At 64.6% G+C, this 24981-nt stretch carries 6 protein-coding genes; 5 read left to right on the top strand and 1 reads right to left on the bottom strand.

Features of this window, described 5'->3' with window-relative positions:
* Nucleotides 1-26: 26 nt before the first annotated feature.
* Entirely contained in the window at nucleotides 27-2099 is a 2073-nt protein-coding gene (locus tag EGM97_RS05900; protein WP_238964258.1) for a TonB-dependent receptor, read from the bottom strand.
* A gap of 246 nt (nucleotides 2100-2345) precedes the next feature.
* Here EGM97_RS05900 and EGM97_RS05895 point away from each other — a divergent pair, with 246 nt between their 5' ends.
* The 5 genes from EGM97_RS05895 (at nucleotide 2346) to EGM97_RS05875 (ending at nucleotide 24972) form a co-directional block, all read left to right on the top strand.
* The gene (locus EGM97_RS05895; protein WP_238964257.1) at nucleotides 2346-3299 is read left to right on the top strand and encodes a TauD/TfdA family dioxygenase; all 954 of its coding nucleotides are present in this window, start codon (nucleotides 2346-2348) and stop codon (nucleotides 3297-3299) included.
* An 8-nt stretch (nucleotides 3300-3307) separates the two neighbouring features.
* Nucleotides 3308-6736 carry a condensation domain-containing protein gene (locus tag EGM97_RS05890; RefSeq protein WP_238964256.1) on the top strand — a complete coding sequence of 1143 codons (3429 nt, stop codon included), beginning with the start codon at nucleotides 3308-3310 and terminating at the stop codon, nucleotides 6734-6736.
* Nucleotides 6737-6753: 17 nt separating this feature from the next.
* Complete coding sequence (locus tag EGM97_RS05885; RefSeq protein ID WP_238964255.1) at nucleotides 6754-7800, top strand: TauD/TfdA family dioxygenase; 1047 nt, start codon at nucleotides 6754-6756, stop codon at nucleotides 7798-7800.
* Between the two features lie 107 nt (nucleotides 7801-7907).
* Entirely contained in the window at nucleotides 7908-10970 is a 3063-nt protein-coding gene (locus tag EGM97_RS05880; protein ID WP_238964254.1) for a non-ribosomal peptide synthetase, read from the top strand.
* Between the two features lie 55 nt (nucleotides 10971-11025).
* Nucleotides 11026-24972: a non-ribosomal peptide synthase/polyketide synthase gene (locus EGM97_RS05875; RefSeq protein ID WP_477788782.1), complete on the top strand. Its 13947-nt coding sequence runs from the start codon at nucleotides 11026-11028 to the stop codon at nucleotides 24970-24972.
* Nucleotides 24973-24981: the final 9 nt, after the last annotated feature.

Genomic DNA, 24981 nt, shown 5'->3' with positions numbered 1-24981 from the left:
GAGATTGCCTCCCCGCGCCCATGGGTTTACATGTCGTAACGCAGGGCCATGCCCAGCGTGCGCGGCGCGCCGACGTCGATGATGTCGTCGTTGCGGTTGTTGGTGATGTACTCCTTGTCGAAAGCGTTCTTCACGTAGGCCGACACGGCAACGTTCTTGGTCACCTTGTATTCGGTGTTGAAGTTCACCAGTACGTAGTTGTCGCTCCGACGCTCGCCTGTCACCTTGCCGTTGGCATCGAACTCGTATTCCGAAGGCGCGGCGCTCTGGTAGGTGACATCGGTGCCGAAGGTGAAGCGGTCGTCGAAGCGATAGACGCCACCGACCGACACCTTGTACTTGGGCGAATAGAGGAACGATTCACCGCTTCGATCCTGGCCATTGTCAGCAACGAAGTCCTTGTACTTGCTATCGGTAACGGCACCACCGACGTTCAGCGTCAGCTGTTCGGTGATGTCTTTTTCGACGAAGACTTCCAGACCCTTGATCTCACTGCGACCGGCGTTGTAGATATCAATGACGTTGCTACCGTTCTGCCGCACGCTGACCTGCTGATCTTTCCAGTCGGTGTAGTACAGGTTGGCACGGGTACGCAGGGTCTTGTCGAAGAACGAGCCGCGATAGGACAGTTCATAGTTGGTGGTGTATTCCGGGTCATAGGCCTGGTGACCGCTGCCGGAGCGCAGGTTGACGCCGCCGCCGCGATAGCCTTTCTGCACCATGAAACCGAGGTACTGGTCCGTCGCCAGTTCGTAGTCGATGCCGAGTTTCGGCAGCACGGCATCAAACGATTTTTTGATTTTCTCGGGAACGAAGCGGCCATCGGCCTCGATGTCGGTATCGTTCGTCTCGTGGTCGTAACGCAGGCCGGTGATCAGCGTCCAGCGTGGCGCGAAGGTCCAGTTGACTTCGCCGAACACCGCCTTGTTTTCAATCTTGGTATCACCTTTGACGGTGCGAACCAGCACGTCATCGAACAACAACCGGTCGTGGAAGTTGTTGGTGTTGTGGCCATAGTAGGCACCGACGAAACTCTTCACCGTGTCCGAGTCGTAATTCAGACGCAGCTCCTGACTGAACAGGTTGCCGTCCTGCTTACGCAGAACGACCTCGTTGTCCACACCATTCTGGTCAAAGTCCAGACGGTTGCTGTAGTCCGTACTGGTATTGGCAGTCATGCTCGTCAGCGACCAGGCATCGTTCAGGCGGTAATCCACCTTGGCGCTGAGGGTGTCTTGCTTGAGGTTGTCGAAGGCCTCGGTATTGGACCCGATGTCGTAATAGCTCGGCTTGCCATCGGCGCCGCGCATCGTCGAGCGGTCCCCCTGGCGATGTTCGTTATGGGCATAAGTCAGCAAGACGTCAGTGTCGTCATTGGGCAGGATCAGCAATTTACCGCGAGCGTTGCTGGTGCGATGCGGGTTGGCGTCTTTATCGAGCGTGGTGTTGCGGATGTAGCCGTCACCGTCGGAATAATCCACGGCGATACGCCCGGCAATCTTGTCATCGACGATGGCCCCGCCGCCCGCAACGGCCGCGCCGTGCTCACCGTAGTTACCCACGTTGGTCTGCGCCGAGAAACTGGGTTCGAAGGTAGGGTTCTTGGTCCGGATAACCACCGCACCCGCCAGGGAGTTGCGGCCCTGGGTGGTGGATTGCGGGCCCAGGAATACCTCGACCTGTTCGGCGTCCCAGAGCGGGACCGGGCTGAGGGTCAGTGCGCGATTGGGCTGTACGGCACCGTCGACATACACCGACACCGCGCCGTTGAGGGCCGCCGGGCCCTGGTCGTCGAAACCCGACACCGGCACGCCACGGATGCCCCAGTTCTCATTGCCGGCCTGGCTATAGACGCCTGGCGTGCGGGCAAATACATCCACCAGGTCCTTGTCGGCATGTTCGCGCAGGTTCTTGTCGGTGACGACCACGACACTGGACTGAGTCTGCTCCAGCGTACGGTCGATCTTTTCCCCCGTGACCGTGATCGGAGCGATTTCCAGCGTCTTGGATGTATCGACTTCTTCAGCCGCCCATGCGCCGTTGCCCAGGCCAATGGCCGACCCCACAGCCAACGCAATTGTATTCTTTTTGAAATTCACGCCCCGCCCCCTGCAACAGATGTTCTTGGTTTTTTGAGCCGGCCGAATGCCCATTTGGCGCCAGCGGAGCGGAGTCTAATCCAAAAAAAAATTTAAATAAATAGTATTGATAATCTATCTCATTTGTACCTACTATGCCGTCTTGTATTGATTTGAATACATTCAGCGCCCCGTCATGCAGCACAGACCGCTGCCTTGCTTTCATGGTCTGCGATGGGTCGAAAAAGCTATAAAGGAAGCACAAGGATGACCTCATTCGAACACCTGATCGCATCCACGGAAGGAAACGCGGGGATGCTCCCCGTGGTGGTGCAAGCGACTGCCGGGCAGTCGATCCACGAACTGGATGCCTCGATTCGCGACAGCGTGCCCCACACCCTGGCTACGGTGGGCGGTGTCCTGTTCCGCGGTTTCACCGTCGCAACGCCCATCGACTTCAAGCGCTTCGCCGCCAGCTTTGGCGCGCCGCTGGCCAGCTATGAATTCGGTTCCACGCCACGCAGCAAAGTCTTCGCCGGGGTCTACAGCTCCACCGAGTACCCGGCCCATCAGTTCATCCCCTTGCACAACGAGCAGGCCTATACCCGGCCCTGGCCTTCGCGCATCTGGTTCCACTGCATGAAAGCCAGCGACACCGGCGGCGAGACACCGATTGCCGACAGCCGCCTGATCTACCAGCGCATGCCTGCCGAGATCCGTGAACTGTTCGCCAGCCGCGAGCTGCTCTATGTGCGCAATTACAGCGGTGCCCTGGATCTGCCCTGGCAGAAGGTCTTCAACACCGAAGATCGCGCACAGGTGGAACGTTACTGCCGGGACAACGACATCGAGTGGGAATGGAAAGCCGATGGCGATCTGCGCACCCGCCAGCGTTGCGCCGCCGTGCAACAGCACCCCGATACCGGTGAATGGGTCTGGTTCAACCAGGCGCACCTGTTCCATGTTTCGGCCATCGAGCCGAGTGTACGGGCCAGCCTGCTGGCGGCGGTGGGTGAAGAATACCTGCCCCGCCATGTCTATTTCGGCGACGGCTCGGCCATTGCCGACGACATGCTCGACACCGTACGCGAGGTCTATCGCCAGACCGCCATCAGTTTCCCCTGGCAACCCGGCGACATCCTGATGCTCGACAACCGACTGGTGGCACACGGTCGCAATCCTTTCACCGGTGACCGCAAGGTCATCGTGGCCATGGCGTGAACTGACACATGTTTTCATTCGAACATTGGATCGACGTGCTGCAAGCCAACGCTCGGCACTTTCCCCAGCGTGCTGCCCTGCACTTTTTGCCGGACGGTGTAGAGATCGGCGAAACCCTGACCTTTTCCCAGCTGGATGAGCAAGCCCAGTCCCTGGCCGCCGCGCTGCAATCGCGCTACGCGCCGGGTGACCGTGTGCTGTTGATGTTGCCCAGCAGTCTCGACTACGCCCGGGCGTTCTGCGCCTGTCTATATGCCGGGCTGATTGCCGTACCGCTGTTTCCGCCGCCGTCGCGCAAGCCACGTCACCTCGACCGCGTACGCAATGTGGTGGTGGATGCCGAACCGGCCTTGATCCTCGCACCAGCCGACTATTGCGAAGGTTTGCAGGAGCTGGTGCAGGGCCGGGTCGATGTGCTGACCGTCCAGCAGTTGGGCACACCGGCGGCCAGCCAATGGCAACGCCCGGCCATCGACGGCTCGACCGTAGCCTTCCTGCAATACACCTCTGGCTCCACCGGCTCGCCCAAGGGCGTCGAGGTGCGCCAGCGCAACCTCATCGCCAACGTCGAACTGATGCGCCAGGCCTATGGCTTCGATGAGCACGGCGCCATGGTCAACTGGCTGCCGCTGTACCACGACATGGGCTTGATCGGCGGGATGCTCGCGCCGCTCTATAGTGGCATGCCGTGCTACCTGATGGCGTCCCAGACCTTCGTCAACGCGCCTTCCACCTGGTTGCAGGCGCTGAGCCGCTACCGCGCCACCGCCAGTTTCGCCCCGAACTTCGCCTACGCGCTGTGCAACCGGGTGGTCAGCGACAGCCTGATCGCCCAGTTGGACCTGAGCGCCTGGAAACACGCCATCAACGGCGCCGAACCGATCCACCCCGGCACCCTCGAAGCCTTCGCTGAACGCTTTGCCGCCTGCGGTCTGAACCCTTTGGCCATCAGCCCCGGTTATGGTCAGGCCGAAGCCACCCTGTGCGTCAGCGCCACGCCGGCCGATGCACTGCCGGTGGTCCTGCGGCTGGACAAGGCCGTGCTCGAAACCGGCCGCGTCGCATTGGCCGCCGCCGATGCCCCCGCCGTGGAGTTCGTCGCCTGCGGCTTCCCCCAGGCCTTGCACAGCATCGCCATCGTCGACCCGCAGACCTTCGAGCGCTGCGCCGCCGATCGCATCGGCGAAGTCTGGCTCAGGGGCCCGAGCAACGCCGAATCCTATTGGAACAATCCCCAGGCCACTCGCGAAGCCTTTGAGGCACGCATTGTCGGCTCGTCGGAAAACTACCTGCGCTCCGGCGACCTGGGCTTCATGCACGAAGGCCAGGTGGTGATCTGCGGACGGCTCAAGGACCTGCTGATTCTCAACGGGCGCAATCTCTATCCCCACGATATCGAATTCGCCATCACCGATGCCGAGCCGGGCATCCGCACCGGACGCATCGCCGCTTTCTCGGAAATGGACCCGGCACTGGGCCGCGAGAAGCTGGTGATCGTTGCCGAACCCCATCGCAAGTTCGTCGACCCGGCGCGCCATCCGGCTCTGTTCGCCTCGATGCAGAATGCCGTGCGGGAAGCCGCCGACTGTGGGATCGACCAGATCGTGCTGGTGGAAGCCGGTACCATCCCCATGACCACCAGCGGCAAGATTGCCCGTCAGGGTGCGCGCAAACAACTGACTGCGGGCACGTTGAGCATCATTGCCCAGAGCGGCGGCACCCTCGCCTCCCCTGGCGAGACCGTCAATCTGGAGGACCTCAAGCGCCTGGTGACCGAAGCGTCTCGGCTCGCGCCGGACGCGTGCCGTCAGTGGCTGGCGCAGACGCTGCGCGAGGTCAATCCCTACTGCCCGGCGGACCTCGAACTCAGCCTGGTTGGCCAGGGCCTGGATTCCATCGGCGTGGCCGACTTCGCCGCTCGCCTGTACAAGGACCTGGGCTGGAGCCTCGACACCCGGGATCTGTTCGGTGAACGAACCCTTGGACAGTTGGCGCTGGACTTGCAGGCGTTCCTCAGCGCAGCGGCACCGACGTCCGTCAGCGCCATGCAGCACGGTGACACTCAGGAGGGACGCCAGTCGTTCGCCCAGAGCCGCCTGTGGTTCCTGCGCCAACTGAACCCGAACGACACCCAGCACAACCTGGTGCTGCATCTGCATCTGCAAGGTCCTTTGGACATCGAGACACTGGCCTCGCGACTGAACACGCTCGTCCAGCGCCATGGCGTGCTGCGCACGGTGTACCGTGACAGCGTCGAGGGCCCCCGGCAACGGGTGCTTCCGGCCTCGGCGGTACCGTTGGTGCATCATGACTTGCGCAGCCTGAGCGAGACACAGCAACAGCAGGCCTTGCGCGACTGCCTGGCCCATGAACACGCCACCCCGGTGGCTCTGGATGCCGGGCCAGTATTGCGTGCGCAGTTGCTCAGTCACGATGACCAGCGACATGACCTGCTGCTGACCCTGCACCACATCGCGTTCGACGGACGTTCGGCGCAAGTGCTGCTGACGGAACTGGCCGGATCGGCAGACACCACGCCGCCGGTGCAATACCTGGACTTCGCGCAATGGGAAGCCTTGCACTGGAGCGAACAGCGGATCGCCACGGAGCAGGCGTTCTGGCGCGATCACCTGGCCGACATGCCGCAGTCCCTGGACCTGGGCGGCAGTGGCAAGACCCAAGGCGAGCACAGCGTAAGTTTCAACGTGCCCCAGGCCACCTGCGACCAACTGGCGGTAGTGGCTCGTGAGCACGGCATGACCCTGTTCATGTTGTTGTTGGCCAGTTACCAACTGGTCCTGCGGCAACTGGGCGGCCAGCAGCAGTTTTTGCTGGGCACCGACGTCAGCGGCCGACCGCTGGCGCAGCACGCTGATGTCATCGGCTTTTTCGTCAACCAGTTGACCCTGCGCTGCGACCTGCGCGGAGAAGCGACCCTGGCCGGTTTCCTCCAAGGTGTCCGCGATCATGCACGACTGGCCTATGCCCACCAGGGCCTGCCATTCGACCTGGTGGTCTCGGCCCTCTCGCCGCAACGCCGCCCCGGTCATTCGCCGTTGTTCCAGGTGAAACTCAACTACCAACCGTCACGCGTGGCCCCGACCGAAATCGCCGGCGCGCAGCTGTCGGCGCTGGCCGTCGCCCAGGCACCGGGGGACTTCCATCTCGTGCTCGACCTGGTGCACGGCGCCGAAGGCCTCGATGCGACGCTCAAGTACCGCGGCGAATACTTCGATCAGGACCGCGCCGCGCGACTGCAACACCTGTGGCTGTGCCTGCTGGAGCAGGTCCGCACCCTGCTGGATGAGCCATTGCCGGCGTTGGCCGAGCGTATCGATGGCTGGGACCAGACCTTTCAGCGTGAACGACAACAGTCCCAGGCGCTGGCCGGTCGCAGCCAGATGATGCAAGCCAAACGTCGCTCATTGTCCCTTTAACCGAGTCGGATGCCGTTATGTCTACCCTGCCCTCATCGCCACGCGCCCTGGGCGCCGTGCGTCGTAAAGCCATGAACGTCTCTGAACAACAATTGGTCAGTGAGCGCCTGCTCAGTCCGGAGCATGCCCTGCCCCTGGTGATCGAACCGGCGGTCACCGGTGTGGACCTGGCTGCCTGGGCCACGCGTGAACGCGAGTCGCTGGAAAAGAAACTGCTGCAGTATGGTGCGCTGCTGTTTCGCGGCTTCGACGTCTCCTCCGTCGAACAGTTCGACCAGGTGATCGCCGCCCTCTCCCCTGGCGCACTGGAATACATGTTCCGCGCTTCACCCCGTACCCGGGTTGGCGGCAACATCTACACCTCGACCGACTACCCGGCCGACCAGATGATCTTTCCTCACAACGAACATTCTTACTCGCCACGCTTTCCGCTGCGCCTGTTCTTCTACTGCCAGCAGCCTTCCGAGACTGGCGGGGAAACCCCGATCGGCTCCACCCGTGCCGTGAAGGCCCGGATCAGTCCTGAGATCGAAGCGCGGTTCCGGGAAAAGGGCGTGCTGTACGTGCGCAACTATGGCGACGGTTTTGGCTTGCCGTGGCAAACCGTGTTCCAGTCCGAAGACCGCAACGAGGTGCAGGCCTACTGCGCCAGCGTCGGCATCGAAGTGGAATGGAAGGAAAACAATCGCCTGCGCACCCGCCAGCGCGGTCCGGCCGTGGTGCGTCACCCACGCACCGGCGAGGAAGTCTGGTTCAACCACGCGACCTTTTTCCACATCAGCACCCTGCCCCCGGCGATCCGCGATTCGCTGCAGAGCAACTTCAATGACCTCGACCTGCCGACCAACACCTTTTATGGCGACGGCGAACCGATCGAGCCGCATGTGCTGGAGTCCCTGCGCGCGGCCTACCTCGACTCGCTGGTGCGGTTCAGCTGGCAACAGGGCGACGTGTTGTTCATCGACAACATGCTCGCCGTCCACGGTCGTGAACCCTTTACCGGCAAGCGCGCAATCATGACCGGCATGGCTGAAGCCCTGCTGTCGAGCGACGTCGCCGTCTGACATTCAAGGGGAAATCCACCGCTTCCAGGCGGCTTGACCGACCGATCGACAAGCCCCGGACGCTGTGTGGGTGCCTCGGATTCAAACCCTTTTCAGTCGAGATGAACATGAGCGGACTTCAAGGTTTTCGTATTTCGCCGCAACAGGCGTCGGTATACCCCCACATCAACGGCATTGCCACGCATGCGCTCAGCTGCCATCTGCAATGGGCGGTGTCCCTGCCGCTGGATGTCGAAGCGCTGAACGAGCGCCTGCTCGCACTGGTGGCCGGCAATGAAATCCTGCGCACGCGCCTGATGCCGGTGCCGGGCCTGCGCCATCCGGTGCAGGTCATCGACGAAACCGGCTCGCTGAGCGTGGAACTGCTGGATCTGCAACGACACAGCCCTGCCGACCAGGACAGCGCCTTGAAACAACTGGCCGTCCAGGCCCGCGACTGGACGACGCCCTTGTTCGTCACCCTGGTGCGTCTGCCCGGCGAGCAAAGCGTGCTGGACCTGGCGGCTGCGAGCAGCCACTTCGATCTGGCCAGTCTGAAGTGGCTGGCCGGTGCGTTGTTGCAGGACAGCAGCACGCCGCAGGCCGACACCTTGCAGTACGCCGATTATGCCGAATGGCGCTGGAGCCTGGTCGAGGACGAGCCGGATCATCCTGGGGTGAGCTTCTGGAAGCCATCGAACGACGCCGAACAGGCCACCTTGCAACTGCCACTCGAGTCGGCGAGCAGCGGCGGTTTTTCACCTGAGCGCTACGACCTGACCCTGCCGGCCGGTCTTGCCGCGCATCCGGCGTTGACGGCGAACCTGACGTTGACGGCCTGGGCCGTGGTCCTGGGCCGTCTGGCGGGCCAACAACATGTCCCGCTCACGTTGATCCATGAAAGCCGTGGCCCGGAACTGGAAAATGCCTTGGGCTTGTTCGAGCAGTGCCTGCCCGTAAGCCTCGAGCTGGACGCCCAGGCGACGCTGCTGGAGCAGAGCACGCAGATCGGCGCCACCGTCGAAAAAACCGTGGGCTGGCAGGATTATTACACCCGCGACCTGAGCACCGGTTACGCCTTCGCCTGGCGCTGCGGCGATGCCCGGGAGCGTTTTGCCGGGGCAGTGATGGCCCCGGCAAAGGTCTGCCTGAACGTACGCCAGCTCCCCGACCGCTTGCAGGCACATCTGGTCTATGACCGCCATGTGCTCAGCGCCGAGGCCGCCGCCTGCCTGGCCGAGCAATGGCAGCAACTGCTGCTGGGGGCTCTGGCCCAGCCCCAACGGGCCTGGGCCCACCTGCCCCTTGGCGGATCGTTCCAGTCGCAGGTGGTGGACGGCGAACCGAATCTGCCGAGCGTCGAACCGCTGACGCTGGTGGAATTGATTGCCCGCCAGGTTCATCAAAAGCCGGACGCCATCGCCCTCAGCGACAAGGACGGCGACCTGACCTACAGCCGCCTCGACGCCTGCGCCACGCACCTGGCCCATCGACTGATCGCGGCCGGTATCGGCCCCGGAGTCCCCGTCGGGATTCTGTTCGCCCGCGGCAACGCGGCAATCGTCGCCATGCTCGCGGTCCTGAAAGCCGGTGGCGCCTATGTACCGATCGACCCGACTTACCCGGCCGACCGACGGGCCTACATGCTCGCCGACAGCGCCATCGACCATATCGTGGTCAGCGCCGAACTGGCCGACAGCGTGCCGGCCAGTCTGCAACGTTTCGTGCTCGATGACCTGACCGTAGAGGATGCCAGCCCCCTGCCGGCCTTGCCGCTGCCGGACGCGAACGACCTGGCCTACCTGATCTACACCTCCGGTTCCACCGGTGCGCCGAAAGCCGTGGAAATCAGCCACGGCGCCCTGAGCTTTTCGACCCAGGTGCGCATGGCCGCCTATGAGACGCCGGTGCGTGCCTATCTGCTACTGTCGTCCTATGCCTTCGACAGTTCGGTCGCCGGAATTTTCTGGACCCTGGCCCAGGGCGGACGCCTGGTGTTGCCTGCCACCGGCGAAGAGCTGGAAATGGCCCGTCTGGCCCAACTGATCGCCGACTACAAAGTCAGCCATGGGCTGTCGCTGCCATCGTTGTATCAGGCCCTGCTCGATCAGTTGCAGCGCAGCGGCGGGGCCGACAGCCTCGCATGCTGGATCGTCGCTGGCGAAGCCTGCCCGCCGCCACTGGTCGCGCAACACGGCAAGACCCTGCCACAAGCCCGCCTGGTCAACGAATACGGCCCCACCGAAGCCACGGTCTGGGCCACCTACGAAGTCCTGGAGCCCAACCGCAGCGTCAGCATCGGGCGTCCGATCGCCGGCATGGACCTGCGTCTGCTGAACGAACAGGACATTGCCTGCGGTGTCGGCGAGCCGGGTGAAATCGTCCTCGCCGGCCCCACCCTGGCCCGTGGCTACCGCAACAAGCCCGAAGAAACCGCCAAAGCCTTCGTCACCCTGGCCGACGGCACCCGCGCCTACCGCACCGGCGACCTCGCCTGCTGGCTGGCGGACGGGCGCCTGGCGTTCCTAGGTCGCAAGGACCATCAGGTCAAGGTGCGCGGCTATCGCATCGAACTGGGGGAAATCGAACGCCAACTATGCAGCCACAGCGACGTACGCGAAGCCGCGGTGATCGTCCAGGAGCATGCCGCCGGCAAGCGCCTGCTCGCCTACATCCTGGCCGCTCACGGCTATGCCCCGGATTCGGAGGCGATCAAACGCTTCCTCGGTGAACGCCTGCCCTCGTACATGGTGCCGGCCCAGGTCCTGACCCTGCCGGCCTTCCCGCGGACGCCCAATGGCAAGCTCGACATCCGCCAGTTGCCCGACCCGGACCAGTTCGACGCCAGCGCTCATGTGGCGCCGCGCAACGCCATGGAAACGACCCTGCAAGCCATTGTTGCCAAAGTCCTGAAGCTGTCGACCGTGAGCGTCACCGACAACTTCTTCGCCATCGGTGGTGACTCGATTCTCAGTCTGCAAGTGGTTGCCCAGGCCCATGAGCAAGGCATTGCGTTGTCGGCCAAGCAAGTCTTCGAACGCCAGACCATCGCGGCCATGGCCGAGGTTGCGCAACCGCTGGCCGCCGACGCCGCCGAGCCCGTGGCCATAAGTACCGAGTTCAGCGCCTCGGGCCTGTCCGATGAGGAAATGCAAGCCCTGATGGCCGAACTGAACGAGGCCGACCTGTGACCGGTTCCTTGCGCCGCCGTGCCGCCGTCGCCCCTATTTACGCAGGACGCTTTCAATGACCACCGAAAAAACCATCAACAATCCAATCGAAGACATTTACCCGCTGTCGCCGTTGCAACAGGGGATGCTCTTCCACTCCCTGCTGCACGAAGATTCCGGCGTCTACCTGATGCAGGATCGCTACCGCATCGGCGGGGCCATCGATGAAGCGGCCTTCCTCGAATCCTGGCGCCAGGTGGTGGCGCTGCACCCTTCCTTGCGTGCCAGCTTCCAATGGAAAAGCCAGAAGCAGCCGGTGCAGGTGATCCATCGGGCAGTCAAGGTCCCGCTGGACACCCTCGACCTGCGCGGGCTGGCGCCCCATGAGCAGGAAGCACGGATCCGCACGCTGTTGGAAGACGAGCAGAAGGTCGGCTTCAACCTGTCGAAGCCACCGCTTATCCGCTTCCGTCTGGTGCGCCTGGGCGACGAGTCTTATGAGTTCATCCGCAGTTTCCACCACATCCTGATGGATGCGTGGTGCATTTCCCTGGTGACCGTGGACTTCCTCAAGGCCTATGAAGCGTTGTGCAACGACCGCACGCCGGAACTGAAAAGCCCGCGGCCGTTTCGCGACTACATCCAGTGGCTGCAACGCCAGGACGCAAGCAAGGCCGAGCAGTTCTGGCGCGGCCAGTTGCAAGGCCTCAACGCCCCCACACCGCTGACCGTGGACAACGGCGTGACACGCGACCGCTACACCGATGCGGTGCTGGTGGACGATCAGCTGATCCACCTGGACGAACAGCAAACCCAGGCGCTGGCGACTTTCTGCCGCCAACGCCGCATCACCCCGAATACGTTCTTCCAGGGGGTCTGGTCGTTGCTGCTGTCGCGCTACAGCGGACAGCGGGACGTGGTGTTCGGCGTCACCGTGGCAGGCCGCCCGGCGGACCTGACCGGTGTGGCCGAAATGATCGGCCTGTTCATCAACACCCTGCCCCTGCGGGTTTCAGTGGACCCGGACGCGACCCTCGGCAGTTGGCTGCAAGCCTTGCAAGGGCTCAACGTCGACATGCGCGACTTCGAACACACGCCGCTGACCGACATCCAGGGCTGGAGCGATTTCCCTCGCGGCGAAACACTGTTCGACAGCATCCTGGTCTTCGAAAACGCGCCCATCGATGAACAGATCCTCGAGGGTGGTTTCCAGTTCAGCCTTGAAGGCATGGACCACAGCGTGCACACCCACTACGGCCTGACCGTGGTGATCCTGCCCGGCGAGCAGCTGGGTATCCGGGTGTCCTACGACCGCGAACGCTTTGACGCCGCCACCGTGCAGCGCCTGCTGGGCCATATCGCCAGCCTAGTGCGCAGCATGTTGGCCGCACCCGACGCGCTGCTGGGCAGTTTCGAACTGCTGGCCTCACAGGAGCGCCAGCAGTTGCTGGGCGAATGGGCGAGCAACCCTCACGCGTTTCCCCTGGATCAAAGCTACGCCGAGTTGTTCGCCGCCCAGGTCGCCCAGCGCGGTGATCAGGTCGCCGCAGTCTGTGCCGGCCAGTCCCTGACCTACGCCGAGCTGGACCAGCGCTCCACACGTCTGGCCCATGCCTTGCGCGAGGCCGGTGTCGGCGCGGACCAGCTGGTGGCGTTGATGGCTCCGCGGGGCCTGGCGCTGTTGACCATGATGCTGGCCGTGTTCAAGGCCGGGGCGGCGATGCTGCCGTTGGAAGTCAATCATCCGCCGGAGCGCCTTCGGGAGATCCTCGGCCTGTCCCGTGCTCCGATTCTGGTGGCCAGCGAAGGTTGCAGCGGCCTGCTCGATCAATTGCTAAGCGGCCTCGACCAGGCACCGCAGGCCCTGTTCGCCGAGACCTGCTGGGCGTCCGGCAACGACGCGCCATTGCCGGCCCTCGGGGGCCCGGACAGCCTGGCCTATGTGCTGTTCACCTCGGGTTCGACCGGTACGCCCAAGGGCGTGATGATCGAGCAACGCGGCATGCTCAATAACATCTTCGGCAAGGTGCCGGCCCTGGGGCTCGGCGCCGAGGACCGTATTCCCCAGACCGCTTCGGTGGCCTTCGACATTTCGGTGTGGCAGTTCCTCGCCGCGCCGGTGCTCGGCGCCACCGTGCATATTCTCCCGGACGAAGTCGCCCACGATCCGCAGCGCCTGCTGCACGTCCTGGCCGAAGAACGCCTGAGCGTGCTGGAAATCGTCCCGAGCCTGATGCGCACTCTGCTTGCGCTGTGTCCGTGCGACCTGCAGTTACCCGACCTGCGTTGGGTATTGCCCACCGGCGAAGCCTTGCCGCCGACCGTGGCCCGGGACTGGTTCGCGCGCTTTCCCGACATCGCCTTGATGAACGCCTACGGGCCGGCCGAATGCGCCGACGACGTGGCGTTCCAACCCATTTTCGAAGCGCCGACCGCCGACGTCAGCCACATGCCCATCGGCCGTCCGACGGCCAACAACCGCTTGTATGTGCTGGATGAAGGCCTGCGCCCGGTCCCCGTTGGCGTGGCCGGGGAAATCTGCATCGGTGGGGTCGGTGTCGGTCGTGGCTACCTGCATGACCCGCAGCGCACCGCCGACGCGTTCATCGATCATCCCCAGCTCGAAGGGCGTCTGTACCGCACCGGTGACCTGGGACGCTGGCGCGCCGATGGCGTGGTCGAATACCTCGGTCGTCGTGACCAACAGGTGAAACTGCGTGGACACCGGATCGAACTGACCGAAATCGAGCACCGCCTGGCGCAGCATCCAAACGTACGCGAAGCCGCGGTCCTGCTGCGGGAAAACACCGTCGGCGAAGCCTGGCTGGTGGCCTACTGGTCGGCCCATGACCAGACCCAGGGCAGCGACGGCCTGAGTGAACACCTGCGGGCGCAACTGCCGCCGTACATGGTACCCGCCGCGTTCGTCTGCCTGGACAAACTGCCGCTGAACAATAACGGCAAGGTCGACCGCAAGGCCCTGGCCGCGCGGGAACTGGACTGGCAGGGCGACACCCGGCAAAGCGTCGCACCACGCAATGAGCTGGAAAACAGCGTGGCGAAGATCTGGGCCGAAGTGCTTGGCCGCGACACCGTGGGGGTGGAAGACAACTTCTTCACCCTGGGGGGACATTCGTTGCTGGCAACCCAGATCGTTGCCCGTCTGCGCAGCCATTTCAAACTCGACCTGCCATTGCGGGTGCTGTTCGAACACCCCACCGTGGCCTTGCTGGCCGTGGCCATCGCAGCCCGCCAGACCCAGGCCGCCGAACCGCAAACACCGGCTATCAGCGCGCCCAAGCCCCTGCCCCGTCCGGCGCTGCTGCCGCTGTCGTTCTCTCAGCAACGGTTGTGGTTCATCGAGCAACTGACACCGGGCACTACGTTGTTCAATATCCCGTTCGCCCTGCATCTCAAGGGTGAACTCGATGTCCAGGCGCTGCATGCCAGCCTGAACGACCTGCTGGTGCGCCATGAGATCCTGCGCACCGGCATCGACAGCGTTGACGGCGTACCCTGCCAGCGCATCAGCCAGACACTGGACATCGCGTTGCCCTTCGAAGACCTGTCGGGCCTGACCGCCACCGCTCGGGCGGGTGCGCAATTCAATGCCCTGCAAGAGACTTTCGAACAGCCCTTCGACCTGGCCTGCCCGCCGCTGCTGCGTGCGCGCTTGCTGCGCCTGGCGCCGGATGAACATGTACTGGGCATTGCCCTGCACCACATGGTTTCCGATGCCTGGTCGGCCACCATCGCCCTGCGCGAACTGGCCCTGGGCTACGAAGCCCGCTGCAACGGTGCCGCCGCCGAGCTGCCCGCACTGCCCGTGCAATACGCCGACTTCGCCCTTTGGCAGCGAGAGCATCTGCAAGGCGCCGAACTCAAGCGTCAGCTGGACTACTGGACCACCACCCTGGATCGTCGCGACGGCGAAGGCAGCCCACTGTTGGCCCTGCCCACCGACCATCCCCGGCCGTCGGTGCAGAGCTACCGCGCCGGGATCGTCCAGCGTGAACTCAGCGCCGACCTCAGCGACCGCGTGCAAGCCTTTGCCAGCCGCCTCGGCACCACGCCGTTCACCGTGTTGTTCGCCGGCTTTGCAGTATTGATGCACCGCTTGAGCGGCGACGCCACCGTGCTCGTCGGCACCCCGGTCACCCATCGTGAACAACCGGGCACCGAAGGCCTGCTGGGTATTTTGCTGAACAACCTGGCGATCCGGGCCGACTTCGAACCGCAAGCGGACTTCACCGCGCTGGTCAAACAGGTGGCCGAACGGCTGCGCAGTGGTCTGCAACACCAGGACCTGCCCTTCGAGCAATTGGTGGACAGCCTGCAACTGCCCCGCAGCCTCAGCCATGCGCCGCTTTATCAGGTGATGGTCGCCCAGCAACTGGCCATGGAATCGCGGTTGCGTTTCCCCGGGCTCGAGTTCGAGGCGCTGGATACCCCGCTGCGCCATTCCGAATGCGACCTGGACCTGCACGTGCTATGCCCGGCCAACGCACCGATCCAGCTGGAACTGATGTTCGCCCTGGACCTGTTCGTCGCCGACAGCGCCCGCCAGACCCTGGCCCGCCTGGAGCATTTGCTGGAGCAGATGCTCGTCGAGCCGCAACGTCCAGTGGCGGCGTTGCCGTTGCTGATGGCGGACGAATGGCAGCGCACCGTGGTCGAGTGGAACCGCACCGAGATGGACGTGCCGCGTGATCTGACGTTCGCCCAGCTGTTCGAACAGCAGGCCGAGCGTACCCCGGAGCGCGACGCACTGACATTTGAAGGACGCAGCCTGAGCTATGGCGAACTGAACCGCCGGGCCAACCAAGTGGCGCACTACCTGCGCGGGCGTGGCGTGGTCGCCAACAGCCCGGTGGCGCTGTGTGTCGAGCGCTCGCTGGAGTTGCTGGTGGGCCTGTTGGGGATTCTCAAGTCCGGAGGCGCCTATGTGCCGCTGGATCCGACCTACCCGGCGGACCGCCTGGCCTATATGCTCGAAGACGCGCAACCGGCGCTGTTGCTCGGTCAAAAAGGGCTGCTGGAACAATTGGGTGCCGGGTTGCCACGTCTGCACCTGGACAGCGACGCGGCCCTGTTCGCCGACCAGCCGGACCATAACCCGGTCCCGCTTTCCGGCCCGCAAGACCTGGCCTACATCATGTACACCTCCGGCTCGACCGGTAAGCCCAAGGGCACCCTGGTCACCCAGGGTTCGGTGGTCAACCTGGCCTGGGCGCGTATCCATGGCCTGTATCGGCGCTACACCGACCAGCCGATGCGTACCAGCTTCAACTACTCCTTCGCCTTCGACAGTTCGGTGGCCGAGCTGATCCTGTTGCTCGACGGCCACAGCCTGTACCTGACGCCGGAAGACGTGCGCTACGACCCCGATGCACTCGCGCAATTCTTCCGCGAGACTCGCCTGGAAGCCTTCGAGTGCACCCCGGCACAGCTCAAGGCCTTGCTGGAAAGCGAAGGCGTGCGACGTGGCGAGGTGTACCTGCCGCGCTTCGTGCTGTTCGGTGGCGACGCGGTGGACGCGCAGCTGTGGCAACGCCTGCCGTCGATCGCCGGCAGCCGTTTCTTCAACACCTACGGCCCGACCGAATGCACCGTGGACGCCACCGGTTGCGCGGTGGACGACTTCCCGCAACGCCCGATCATCGGGCGCCCGATCGCCAACGTGCACACCTATGTGCTCGACGCCTTCCTCAACCCGATGCCGGTAGGCGTACCCGGCGAGCTGCACATTGGCGGTGCCGGGGTGACCCTGGGCTATCTCAACCGCGCCGAGCAGACCGCCAAGGTCTTCATCGAAGACCCGTTCGCATCCCAACCCGGTGCACGGATGTACAAATCCGGCGATCTGGTGCGCTGGCTGCCCGACGGCCAACTCGAATACCTGGGCCGCATGGACCATCAGGTGAAGATTCGTGGTTTCCGCGTCGAACTGGGAGAAATCGAAACCCTGATCGGCGCGCAACCGGGCGTGCGCCAGGCCGTGGTGCTGGCCCGCGAAGACGTCCCCGGCGACAAGCGCCTGGTAGCCTATGTCACCTGTGACGCGCAGGCCGATATCGACGCCTGGCGCAAAGCCATTGGCGCGACCCTGCCCGATTACATGGTGCCGTCGGCATTCGTTGTGCTCGATGAGCTTCCGCTGACCGATAACGGCAAACTCAACCGCAAGGCCTTGCCGGCTCCGGACATCCAGGCCGCACCGGATGCACTGGACCCGCCACGCAGTGGCGCCGAACGGCAACTGGCGGCCCTGTGGTCCGAGTTGCTGAAAGTGCCAGCGGCGCAGATCGGCCGTGACAGCCATTTCTTCTACCTTGGCGGCCACTCGCTGCTGGCGGCGACCTTGTTCGCCCGCCTGCGTCAACAGTTCGCCACGGTGCCACCGCTGCGTGCCGTATTCGAGCACCCGACCCTCGAAGCGCTGGCCGCACTGCTGGGTGCTCCCCTGCAAGACGCACAACCGTCCTTCGCCCCGGCGCCACGCCCGGCGCGGTTGCCGTTGTCGTTCGAACAGCAGCGCCTGTGGTTCCTTGAACAGTTGAGTACCGGTGGCGGCGAGTACAACGTGGTCAGCGCCGTGCAACTGGACGGTGAACTCGATACCCAAGCCCTGCAAGCAGCTCTGAACAGCGTGGTCCAACGCCACGAAATCCTGCGCAGTCGCATCGTGCGCGACACCGACGGCGAGCTGATGCTGGTCGTCGAGCCACAGGTGGATATCCCGTTGCAGGTCACTGCACTGGAGCCAGCCTCCGACGCCGTCTGGCAACACCTGACCGAGGATGCGATCCACGCAGAAACCGGCCGCCCGTTCGATCTCGCTCGGAACGTGCCGGTGCGCGCCACGCTGCTACAGCGCAGCGGCGGCGTCCAGTCGCTGTTGTTGCTTACCGTGCATCACTGCGCCATCGACGATGCGTCCAGCCAGAACCTGCTGGATGAGCTGGGCCGTTTCTACACTGCCCTCTGCCAGGGCACCGCGGCTGCGCTGCCGGACCTGGCCCTGCAATACCCGGACTACGCCCTCTGGCAACGCGAGCCCGCGCAGCAGCGCCTGTTCAGCCAGCAACTGGATTACTGGCGCAACCAACTGGAAGATGGCGATTACCTGCTGGACCTGCCAACCGAGCAAGGCCGTCCCGACCACCTCGCCCCGGCCGCCGGGGCGGTCCAACTGCAACTGCCGCCCGAACTGGTGGCGCGCTTGCGGCGGTTCGCCCAGCAACGGGGAGCCACGCTGTACATGCTGATGCTCAGCGCAGCGCAATTGCTTCTGGGCCGCTACGCCAATCAGCGCGACGTACGGATCGGCAGCCCGGTGGCCCAGCGGCCATTTGCCGAGCTGCAACCTTTGATCGGCTGCTTCGTCAACACCGTGGTCATGCGCGCCGATCTCGATCCGCGCCTGGATTTCGAAGGCTTGCTGAACCAGGTGCGCAACCGCGTACTCGACGCCCAGCAACATCAGGACGTGCCGTTCGACCAGGTCGTTGAACACCTCAAGCCTGCCCGCAACCTCGGCCAGACGCCATTGTTCCAAGTGCTGTTCGCCATGCAGAACGCCGATGCATCGGGCCAGCAATGGCCGCAATTGCAGGTCAGCGAACGTGCGGTGACCGCCCAGGCCACCAAGTACGACCTGAACTGGGAAGTGCACGACGGCGAAGTGCTGTCGGTGTTGCTGGAATATCGTGCGGCGCTGTTCAGTGAAACCACGGCTCGGCGCTGGCTGGCGCAGTGGCAGCAATTGCTGGAAACCATGCTCGAAGCCCCACAGACCCGTCTCGGGGAGTGGACGCCGTTGGCGGCGGCTGAGCGTCAGCACCAACTGGTCGAATGGAACGCCACCGACCGCCACTACAGCGGCCCGACCAACCTGCACACCGCCCTGAGCCAACAGGCGGCCCTGAGCCCCAACGCCCCGGCGCTGGTGTTCGAAGGCCAACGCCTGAGCTATGCCGAGCTGGATCAACGCGCCCAGGCCGTCGCCCGTGCCTTGCGCGCCGCCGGCATCGGCGCCGAATGCATCGTGCCGGTGTGCATGGAACGCTCCGTGGAAATGGTTGTGGCCTTGCTCGGCATCGTCCATGCCGGTGCCGCGTGGCTGCCGCTGGACCCGGAACTGCCGGCTGCACGCCTGGCGTTCCTGATCCAGGACGCCGACGCACAGGTCACCCTGACCCAGGCGCAATGGCTGTCGCGCCTGCCCGCCGGGCACCCGGCCTGGACCCTCGACGCCCTGCCCCAGGCCCCGGCGTTCGAACCGATCAGCGTCGCGGCCAATGACCTGGCCTACGTGCTGTACACCTCGGGTTCCACCGGCCAGCCAAAAGGCGTGATGAACGAACACGGCGCCTTGATGAACCGCCTGTACTGGATGCAGGACGCGTTCCCCATCGGCCCGAACGACCGGGTTCTGCAAAAGACTCCGTACAGCTTCGACGTATCGGTATGGGAGTTCTTCTGGCCGCTGATCACCGGCGCCACCCTGGTGGTGGCCCGCCCGGACGGCCACCGCGACCCGGCCTACCTCAGCCAGTTGATCCAGCAGGAACAGGTCACCACGCTGCACTTCGTGCCGTCCATGCTGCGGGCCTTTGTCGAGGAACCGAGCCTGGTGGACTGCCGCAGCCTGCGCCAGGTGTTCGCCAGTGGCGAAGCCTTGCCGGTGGACCTGGTGCGGCGCTTTATGAGCCAACACCCGGCGGCCCTGGTCAACCTGTACGGTCCGACCGAAGCGGCCATCGACGTGTCGGTCTGGCGCTGCTCGGTGAACGACGTGATCGTGCCGATTGGCAAGCCCATCGCCAACCTGCGCCTGTACATCCTCGATGAGAGCCTGCAACCGCTGCCCATCGGCAGCATCGGCGAGCTTTACATCGGCGGTGTCGGCGTGGCCCGTGGCTATTTGAAACGCCCGGACCTGACCGAGGAACGTTTCCTCGCCAGCCCGTTCGTCGAAGGCGACCGCCTGTACCGCACCGGCGACCGCTGCCGCTTCCTGGCCGACGGCAACATCGAATACCTGGGCCGCCTGGACCATCAGGTGAAGCTGCGTGGCCAGCGCATCGAGCTGGGGGAAATCGACGCCGAACTGCTGGCGCAAGCAGGTGTTCGCGACGCCGCGACCTTGCTGCTGGACCAGCGCCTGGTGAGTTTCTGGTGCGGTGAGGCCGAGGAAGCCACCCTGCGTGCTGCCTTGGGCGAAGGCCTGCCTGCGCACATGCAGCCGAGTCTTTTCGTGCAGCTCGACCGCCTGCCGCTCAACAGCAACGGCAAGCTGGACCGCAAGGCTCTGGCGGCCACGCCGCTGCCGCAAAGCCAGAGCGACCAGCCACACACAGCCCCTCGCAATGCCATGGAGGCGGCGCTCTGCGAGTTGTTCTGCGAAGTGCTCGGATGCCCGCAGGTTGGCATCGACGATCACTTCTTCCAGCTCGGCGGCCACTCCTTGCTGGCGACACGCCTGGTCAGCCGGGTGCGTGAACGCCTGGGCGTTTCCCTGCCATTGACGCAGGTGTTCGCCCAACCGACGGTGTCGGCGCTGGCCGCTCATCTACAGGCACAAGTGCCGGGTGATGGCATCACTCCACAACCACGTCCGGAACGGTTGCCGCCGGGCCTGGCCCAGCGCCGGTTCTGGATGCTCAGCCGCCTGGTGCCCGACTCCCGCGAATACCACATGCCGTTCGCCCTGACGTTGCGCGGCGAACTGCAGGTCCAGGCGTTGCGCGAGGCGTTCGAACAGCTCAGCCAGCGTCACCTGGTGCTGCGCAGCCGGATCGTCGAGGTCCAGGGCGAGCCACAGTTGCTGATCGATCCGCAGGGCCCGGCGCTCGCGGTGACCTCAGTACCGACCCAGGACTGGGCCTCGGCTTGTGCCAAGGCACAGGACGAACTGATGGCGCCGTTCAACCTGGCCGCCGCCGCGCCATGGCGCGCGCACCTGTTGCAGCGCCAGGACAGCGACGAGAACCGCCTGCTGGTCTGCCTGCACCACAGCGCCACCGATGGCTGGGCCATGCAACTGCTCATCGACGAGCTGACCCAGGCTTATGCCGCCGGCTTGCGTGGACAGGCTCCCGCCTGGACACCGCTGGAGATCGATTACGTCGATTTCGCCCTGTGGCAACAGCACCCGGATACCCAGGCACAGCGTAACGCCAGCCTGGAATACTGGAAAAACCATCTGGGCCAGGACAACTATCAACTGGACCTGCCCATCGACCATCCGCGCGGCGCCGAAGCCGACCGTCGGGCCCGACAGTTGATCGTCAGCCTGGGCACCGACCGGGCCGACGCCATCCGCCGGTTCGCCCGGCAACGCGGCACCACCACCTATGTGGTCCTGGCCACCGCCTTGAGTGCGCTGCTGGCGCGCTACAGCGGGCAACGGGACATTCGTCTTGGCACGCCGGCCGACCAGCGTGACCAGGCGCAATCCCAGGCCTTGCTGGCCTGCCTGGTCAACACCCTGGTGATCCGTAGCGAGGTCGACCAGCGTGCGCCGGCCGAGCGACTGCTTGCCAGCCTCGAAGCCGACCTGCGCGCGGCCCAGGCCCACGCCGACCTGCCTTTCGCTACGCTGGTCAGCACCGTAGCCCAGCATCGTGACCTGAACCGCACGCCACTGTTCCAGGTGCTGTTCTCCCTCAACTACGGTCGCGTGGACAGCAGCCAATGGCCGGGGCTGGAGGTCGAAGAGCAGACCTTGCCGGTGGTCGATGCCAAGTTCGAACAGAGCTGGGAAGTCCAGGACGACGGCAGCGACATGACGCTGGCGCTGGAATACCAGGCGGCATTGTTCGACGAGACGACGATGCAGCGCTGGAGTGCGCAGTGGTGCGCATTGCTCGATGCAATCGTCGCGACACCGGAGCGCACGTTGATCGAGCTGTTCCCGCAGCAGCAGGATCAGCCGCAACTGGACCGCTGGAACGCCACCGACCGTCACTACAGCGGCCCGACCAACCTGCACACGGCCCTGAGCCAACAGGCGGCCCTGAGCCCCAACGCCCCGGCGCTGGTGTTCGAAGGCCAACGCCTGAGCTATGCGGAGCTGGATCAACGCGCCCAGGCCGTCGCCCGTGCCTTGCGCGCCGCCGGCATCGGCGCCGAATGCATCGTGCCGGTGTGCATGGAACGCTCCGTGGAAATGGTTGTGGCCTTGCTCGGCATCGTCCATGCCGGTGCCGCGTGGCTGCCGCTGGACCCGGAACTGCCGGCCGCACGCCTGGCGTTCCTGATCCAGGACGCCGACGCACAGGTCACCCTGACCCAGGCGCAATGGCTGTCGCGCCTGCCCGCCGGGCACCCGGCCTGGACCCTCGACGCCCTGCCCCAGGCGCCGGCGTTCGAACCGATCAGCGTCGCGGCCAATGACCTGGCCTACGTGCTGTACACCTCGGGTTCCACCGGCCAGCCAAAAGGCGTGATGAACGAACACGGCGCCTTGATGAACCGCCTGTACTGGATGCAGGACGCGTTCCCCATCGGCCCGAACGACCGGGTTCTGCAAAAGACTCCGTACAGCTTCGACGTATCGGTATGGGAGTTCTTCTGGCCGCTGATCACCGGCGCCACCCTGGTGGTGGCCCGCCCGGACGGCCATCGCGACCCGGCCTACCTCAGCCAGTTGATCCAGCAGGAACAGGTCACCACGCTGCACTTCGTGCCGTCCATGCTGCGGGCCTTTGTCGAGGAACCGAGCCTGGTGGACTGCCGCAGCCTGCGCCAGGTGTTCGCCAGTGGCGAAGCCTTGCCGGTGGACCTGGTGCGGCGCTTCATGAGCCAACACCCGGCGGCCCTGGTCAACCTGTACGGTCCGACCGAAGCGGCCATCGACGTGTCGGTCTGGCGCTGCTCGGTGGACGATACCATCGTGCCGATTGGCAAGCCCATCGCCAACCTGCGCCTGTACATCCTCGATGAGAGCCTGCAACCGCTGCCCATCGGCAGCATCGGCGAGCTGTACATCGGCGGTGTCGGCGTGGCCCGTGGCTATTTGAAACGCCCGGACCTGACCGAGGAGCGTTTCCTCGCCAGCCCGTTCGTCGAAGGCGACCGCCTGTACCGCACCGGCGACCGCTGCCGCTTCCTGGCCGACGGCAACATCGAATACCTGGGCCGCCTGGACCATCAGGTGAAGCTGCGTGGCCAGCGCATCGAGCTGGGGGAAATCGACGCGGCCCTGCTGGACCTGCCGGCGATTACCGGCGCCTGCACGCTGGTCATCGATAACCGTTTGGTGGCGTTCTACAGCAGCCGCGCCGCGCAATCGAACCTCGACACGGTGTTGGCGGCCCAGTTGCCGGCCTACATGGTGCCTTCCGTATGGGTCCAGGTACCGGCGTTGCCCCTGAACAGCAATGGCAAGATCGACCGCAAGGCCCTTGCGGCGCTGCCTTTGCCCCAAACCCAGAAAGACTACGCGGCACCGCGCAATGACCTGGAGCGTCTGCTTTGCCAGTTGTTCGGCGAGCTGCTCGGCGAAACCTTGACCGGTGGTCAGCAGGTCGGCACCTCGGACAGCTTCTTCGCCCTGGGCGGAGATTCGATCCTTGGCTTGAAACTGATCTCCCGTCTGCGCGAGCAGGGCTATTCCCTCACGCCAAGGGACCTGTTCCGCTCGCCGACCCCGGCGGCACTGGCCCAGGTGACCACCGCCCTGCTGACCCAGGCCGAACAGGGTGACGTGACCGGCGCGATGCCGTTGATGCCGTTGCACCAGTGGTTCTTCGATCAACAGCAACCCCAGGCCGCCCACTGGAACCAATCGGTGCTGGCCGACAGCGACCGCCGTCTCGACGCGCCTGTCGTGCAGGCCACATTGGATCGCTTGGTGGCCCACCATGACGCCCTGCGCTTGCGCTTCAGGCAGGTCGAGGGGCAATGGCAAGCACAGATCGCTCCAGTCGCGCCTGCACAATTGACCTGCTGCGAGCATCCCGAACAACTGCTGGAAGTCGCCCAGAGCCTCGACCTGGAAAACGGCCCCTTGTTTGCCGCGGCGCTGCTGGAAGGCACACCGCAACGCCTCTACCTGGTGGCTCATCACTTGGTGGTCGATGCCGTCTCCTGGACGCCGTTGCTGGAGGATTTCCAGCAGTTGTACCCGGCGCTGGAGCGTGGCGAGAACCCGACGCTGCCGGCCAAGACCACCTCCTACCGCCAATGGGCGGAGCGTTTGCAAGCCCATGCCGCCAAGGTCGGGACCGAACAGCGCTACTGGAGCAGCCAGCCGGGTGCAAACCCGGCGCCTGTTGCCTCCGTGGCCGAACGGCAGACACTGTCAGCCCGTTGGGATGCCAGCCGTACCCACCAATGGCTGACCGAGGCCCACGCGGCGTATCGCACGCAACCGGAAGAACTGTTGATCGCCGCCCTCGCCGCGACGCTGGCCGAGGTCGAAAGCCGCAACGACATCGTGGTGGACCTGGAGCGCCACGGTCGGGATGCGCCGTTCGACGGCCTGGACGTCAGCCGCACCGTCGGCTGGTTCACCACGTTGTATCCACTGCGGGTGAACGCCAGCGGAGCCCCGGGCGATCAGGTGCGTAACGCCAAGGAGGCCTTGCGCGCCGTGCCGGGCCAGGGCCTGGGTTACGGGTTGCTGCGCCAGCGCGGCGAGCTGCCGGCAAGCCACGGCGACGTGCTGTTCAACTACCTGGGCCATGAGCAAGCGCCCGAGGGCTGGTTGCGCCCCAGCGGCCTGACCCCGCCAGCGGACGTGGCACCGGCCAACCGGGTGTCCCACGCCCGGGAAGTGGTGGCCTGGTTGGAGGACGGCGTGTTGCGTGTCGAGTGGCACAGCGTCACGCCTGCCGCCGACCGCCACCTGCCCGCTCGCCTGCTGGAACGTTTGCAGACGTTGGTCGAGCACTGCCTCGATCCACAGGCCGGTGCGCTGATGCCATCGGACTTCCCGCTGGCCAAGGCGCTGAACCAGAAATCCCTGGACAAGTTGCTGGGCAAGCTCAAGACCAAACCGAATTCCCAAAGCTAGCGAGCGATG

This window comes from Pseudomonas sp. AF32, from assembly GCF_022342325.2.
Lineage (GTDB): Bacteria > Pseudomonadota > Gammaproteobacteria > Pseudomonadales > Pseudomonadaceae > Aquipseudomonas > Aquipseudomonas uvaldensis.
Note: the sequence above shows the minus strand (reverse complement) of the source record. Positions and strands in the feature narration are given on the sequence as shown.

Excerpts from the sequence above, each read along its gene's own strand:
- EGM97_RS05895 (WP_238964257.1), top strand. The coding sequence starts at position 2,346 with ATGACCTCATTCGAACACCTGATCGCATCCACGGAAGGAAACGCGGGG.
- EGM97_RS05890 (WP_238964256.1), top strand. The coding sequence starts at position 3,308 with ATGTTTTCATTCGAACATTGGATCGACGTGCTGCAAGCCAACGCTCGG.
- EGM97_RS05885 (WP_238964255.1), top strand. The coding sequence starts at position 6,754 with ATGTCTACCCTGCCCTCATCGCCACGCGCCCTGGGCGCCGTGCGTCGT.
- EGM97_RS05880 (WP_238964254.1), top strand. The coding sequence starts at position 7,908 with ATGAGCGGACTTCAAGGTTTTCGTATTTCGCCGCAACAGGCGTCGGTA.
- EGM97_RS05875 (WP_477788782.1), top strand. The coding sequence starts at position 11,026 with ATGACCACCGAAAAAACCATCAACAATCCAATCGAAGACATTTACCCG.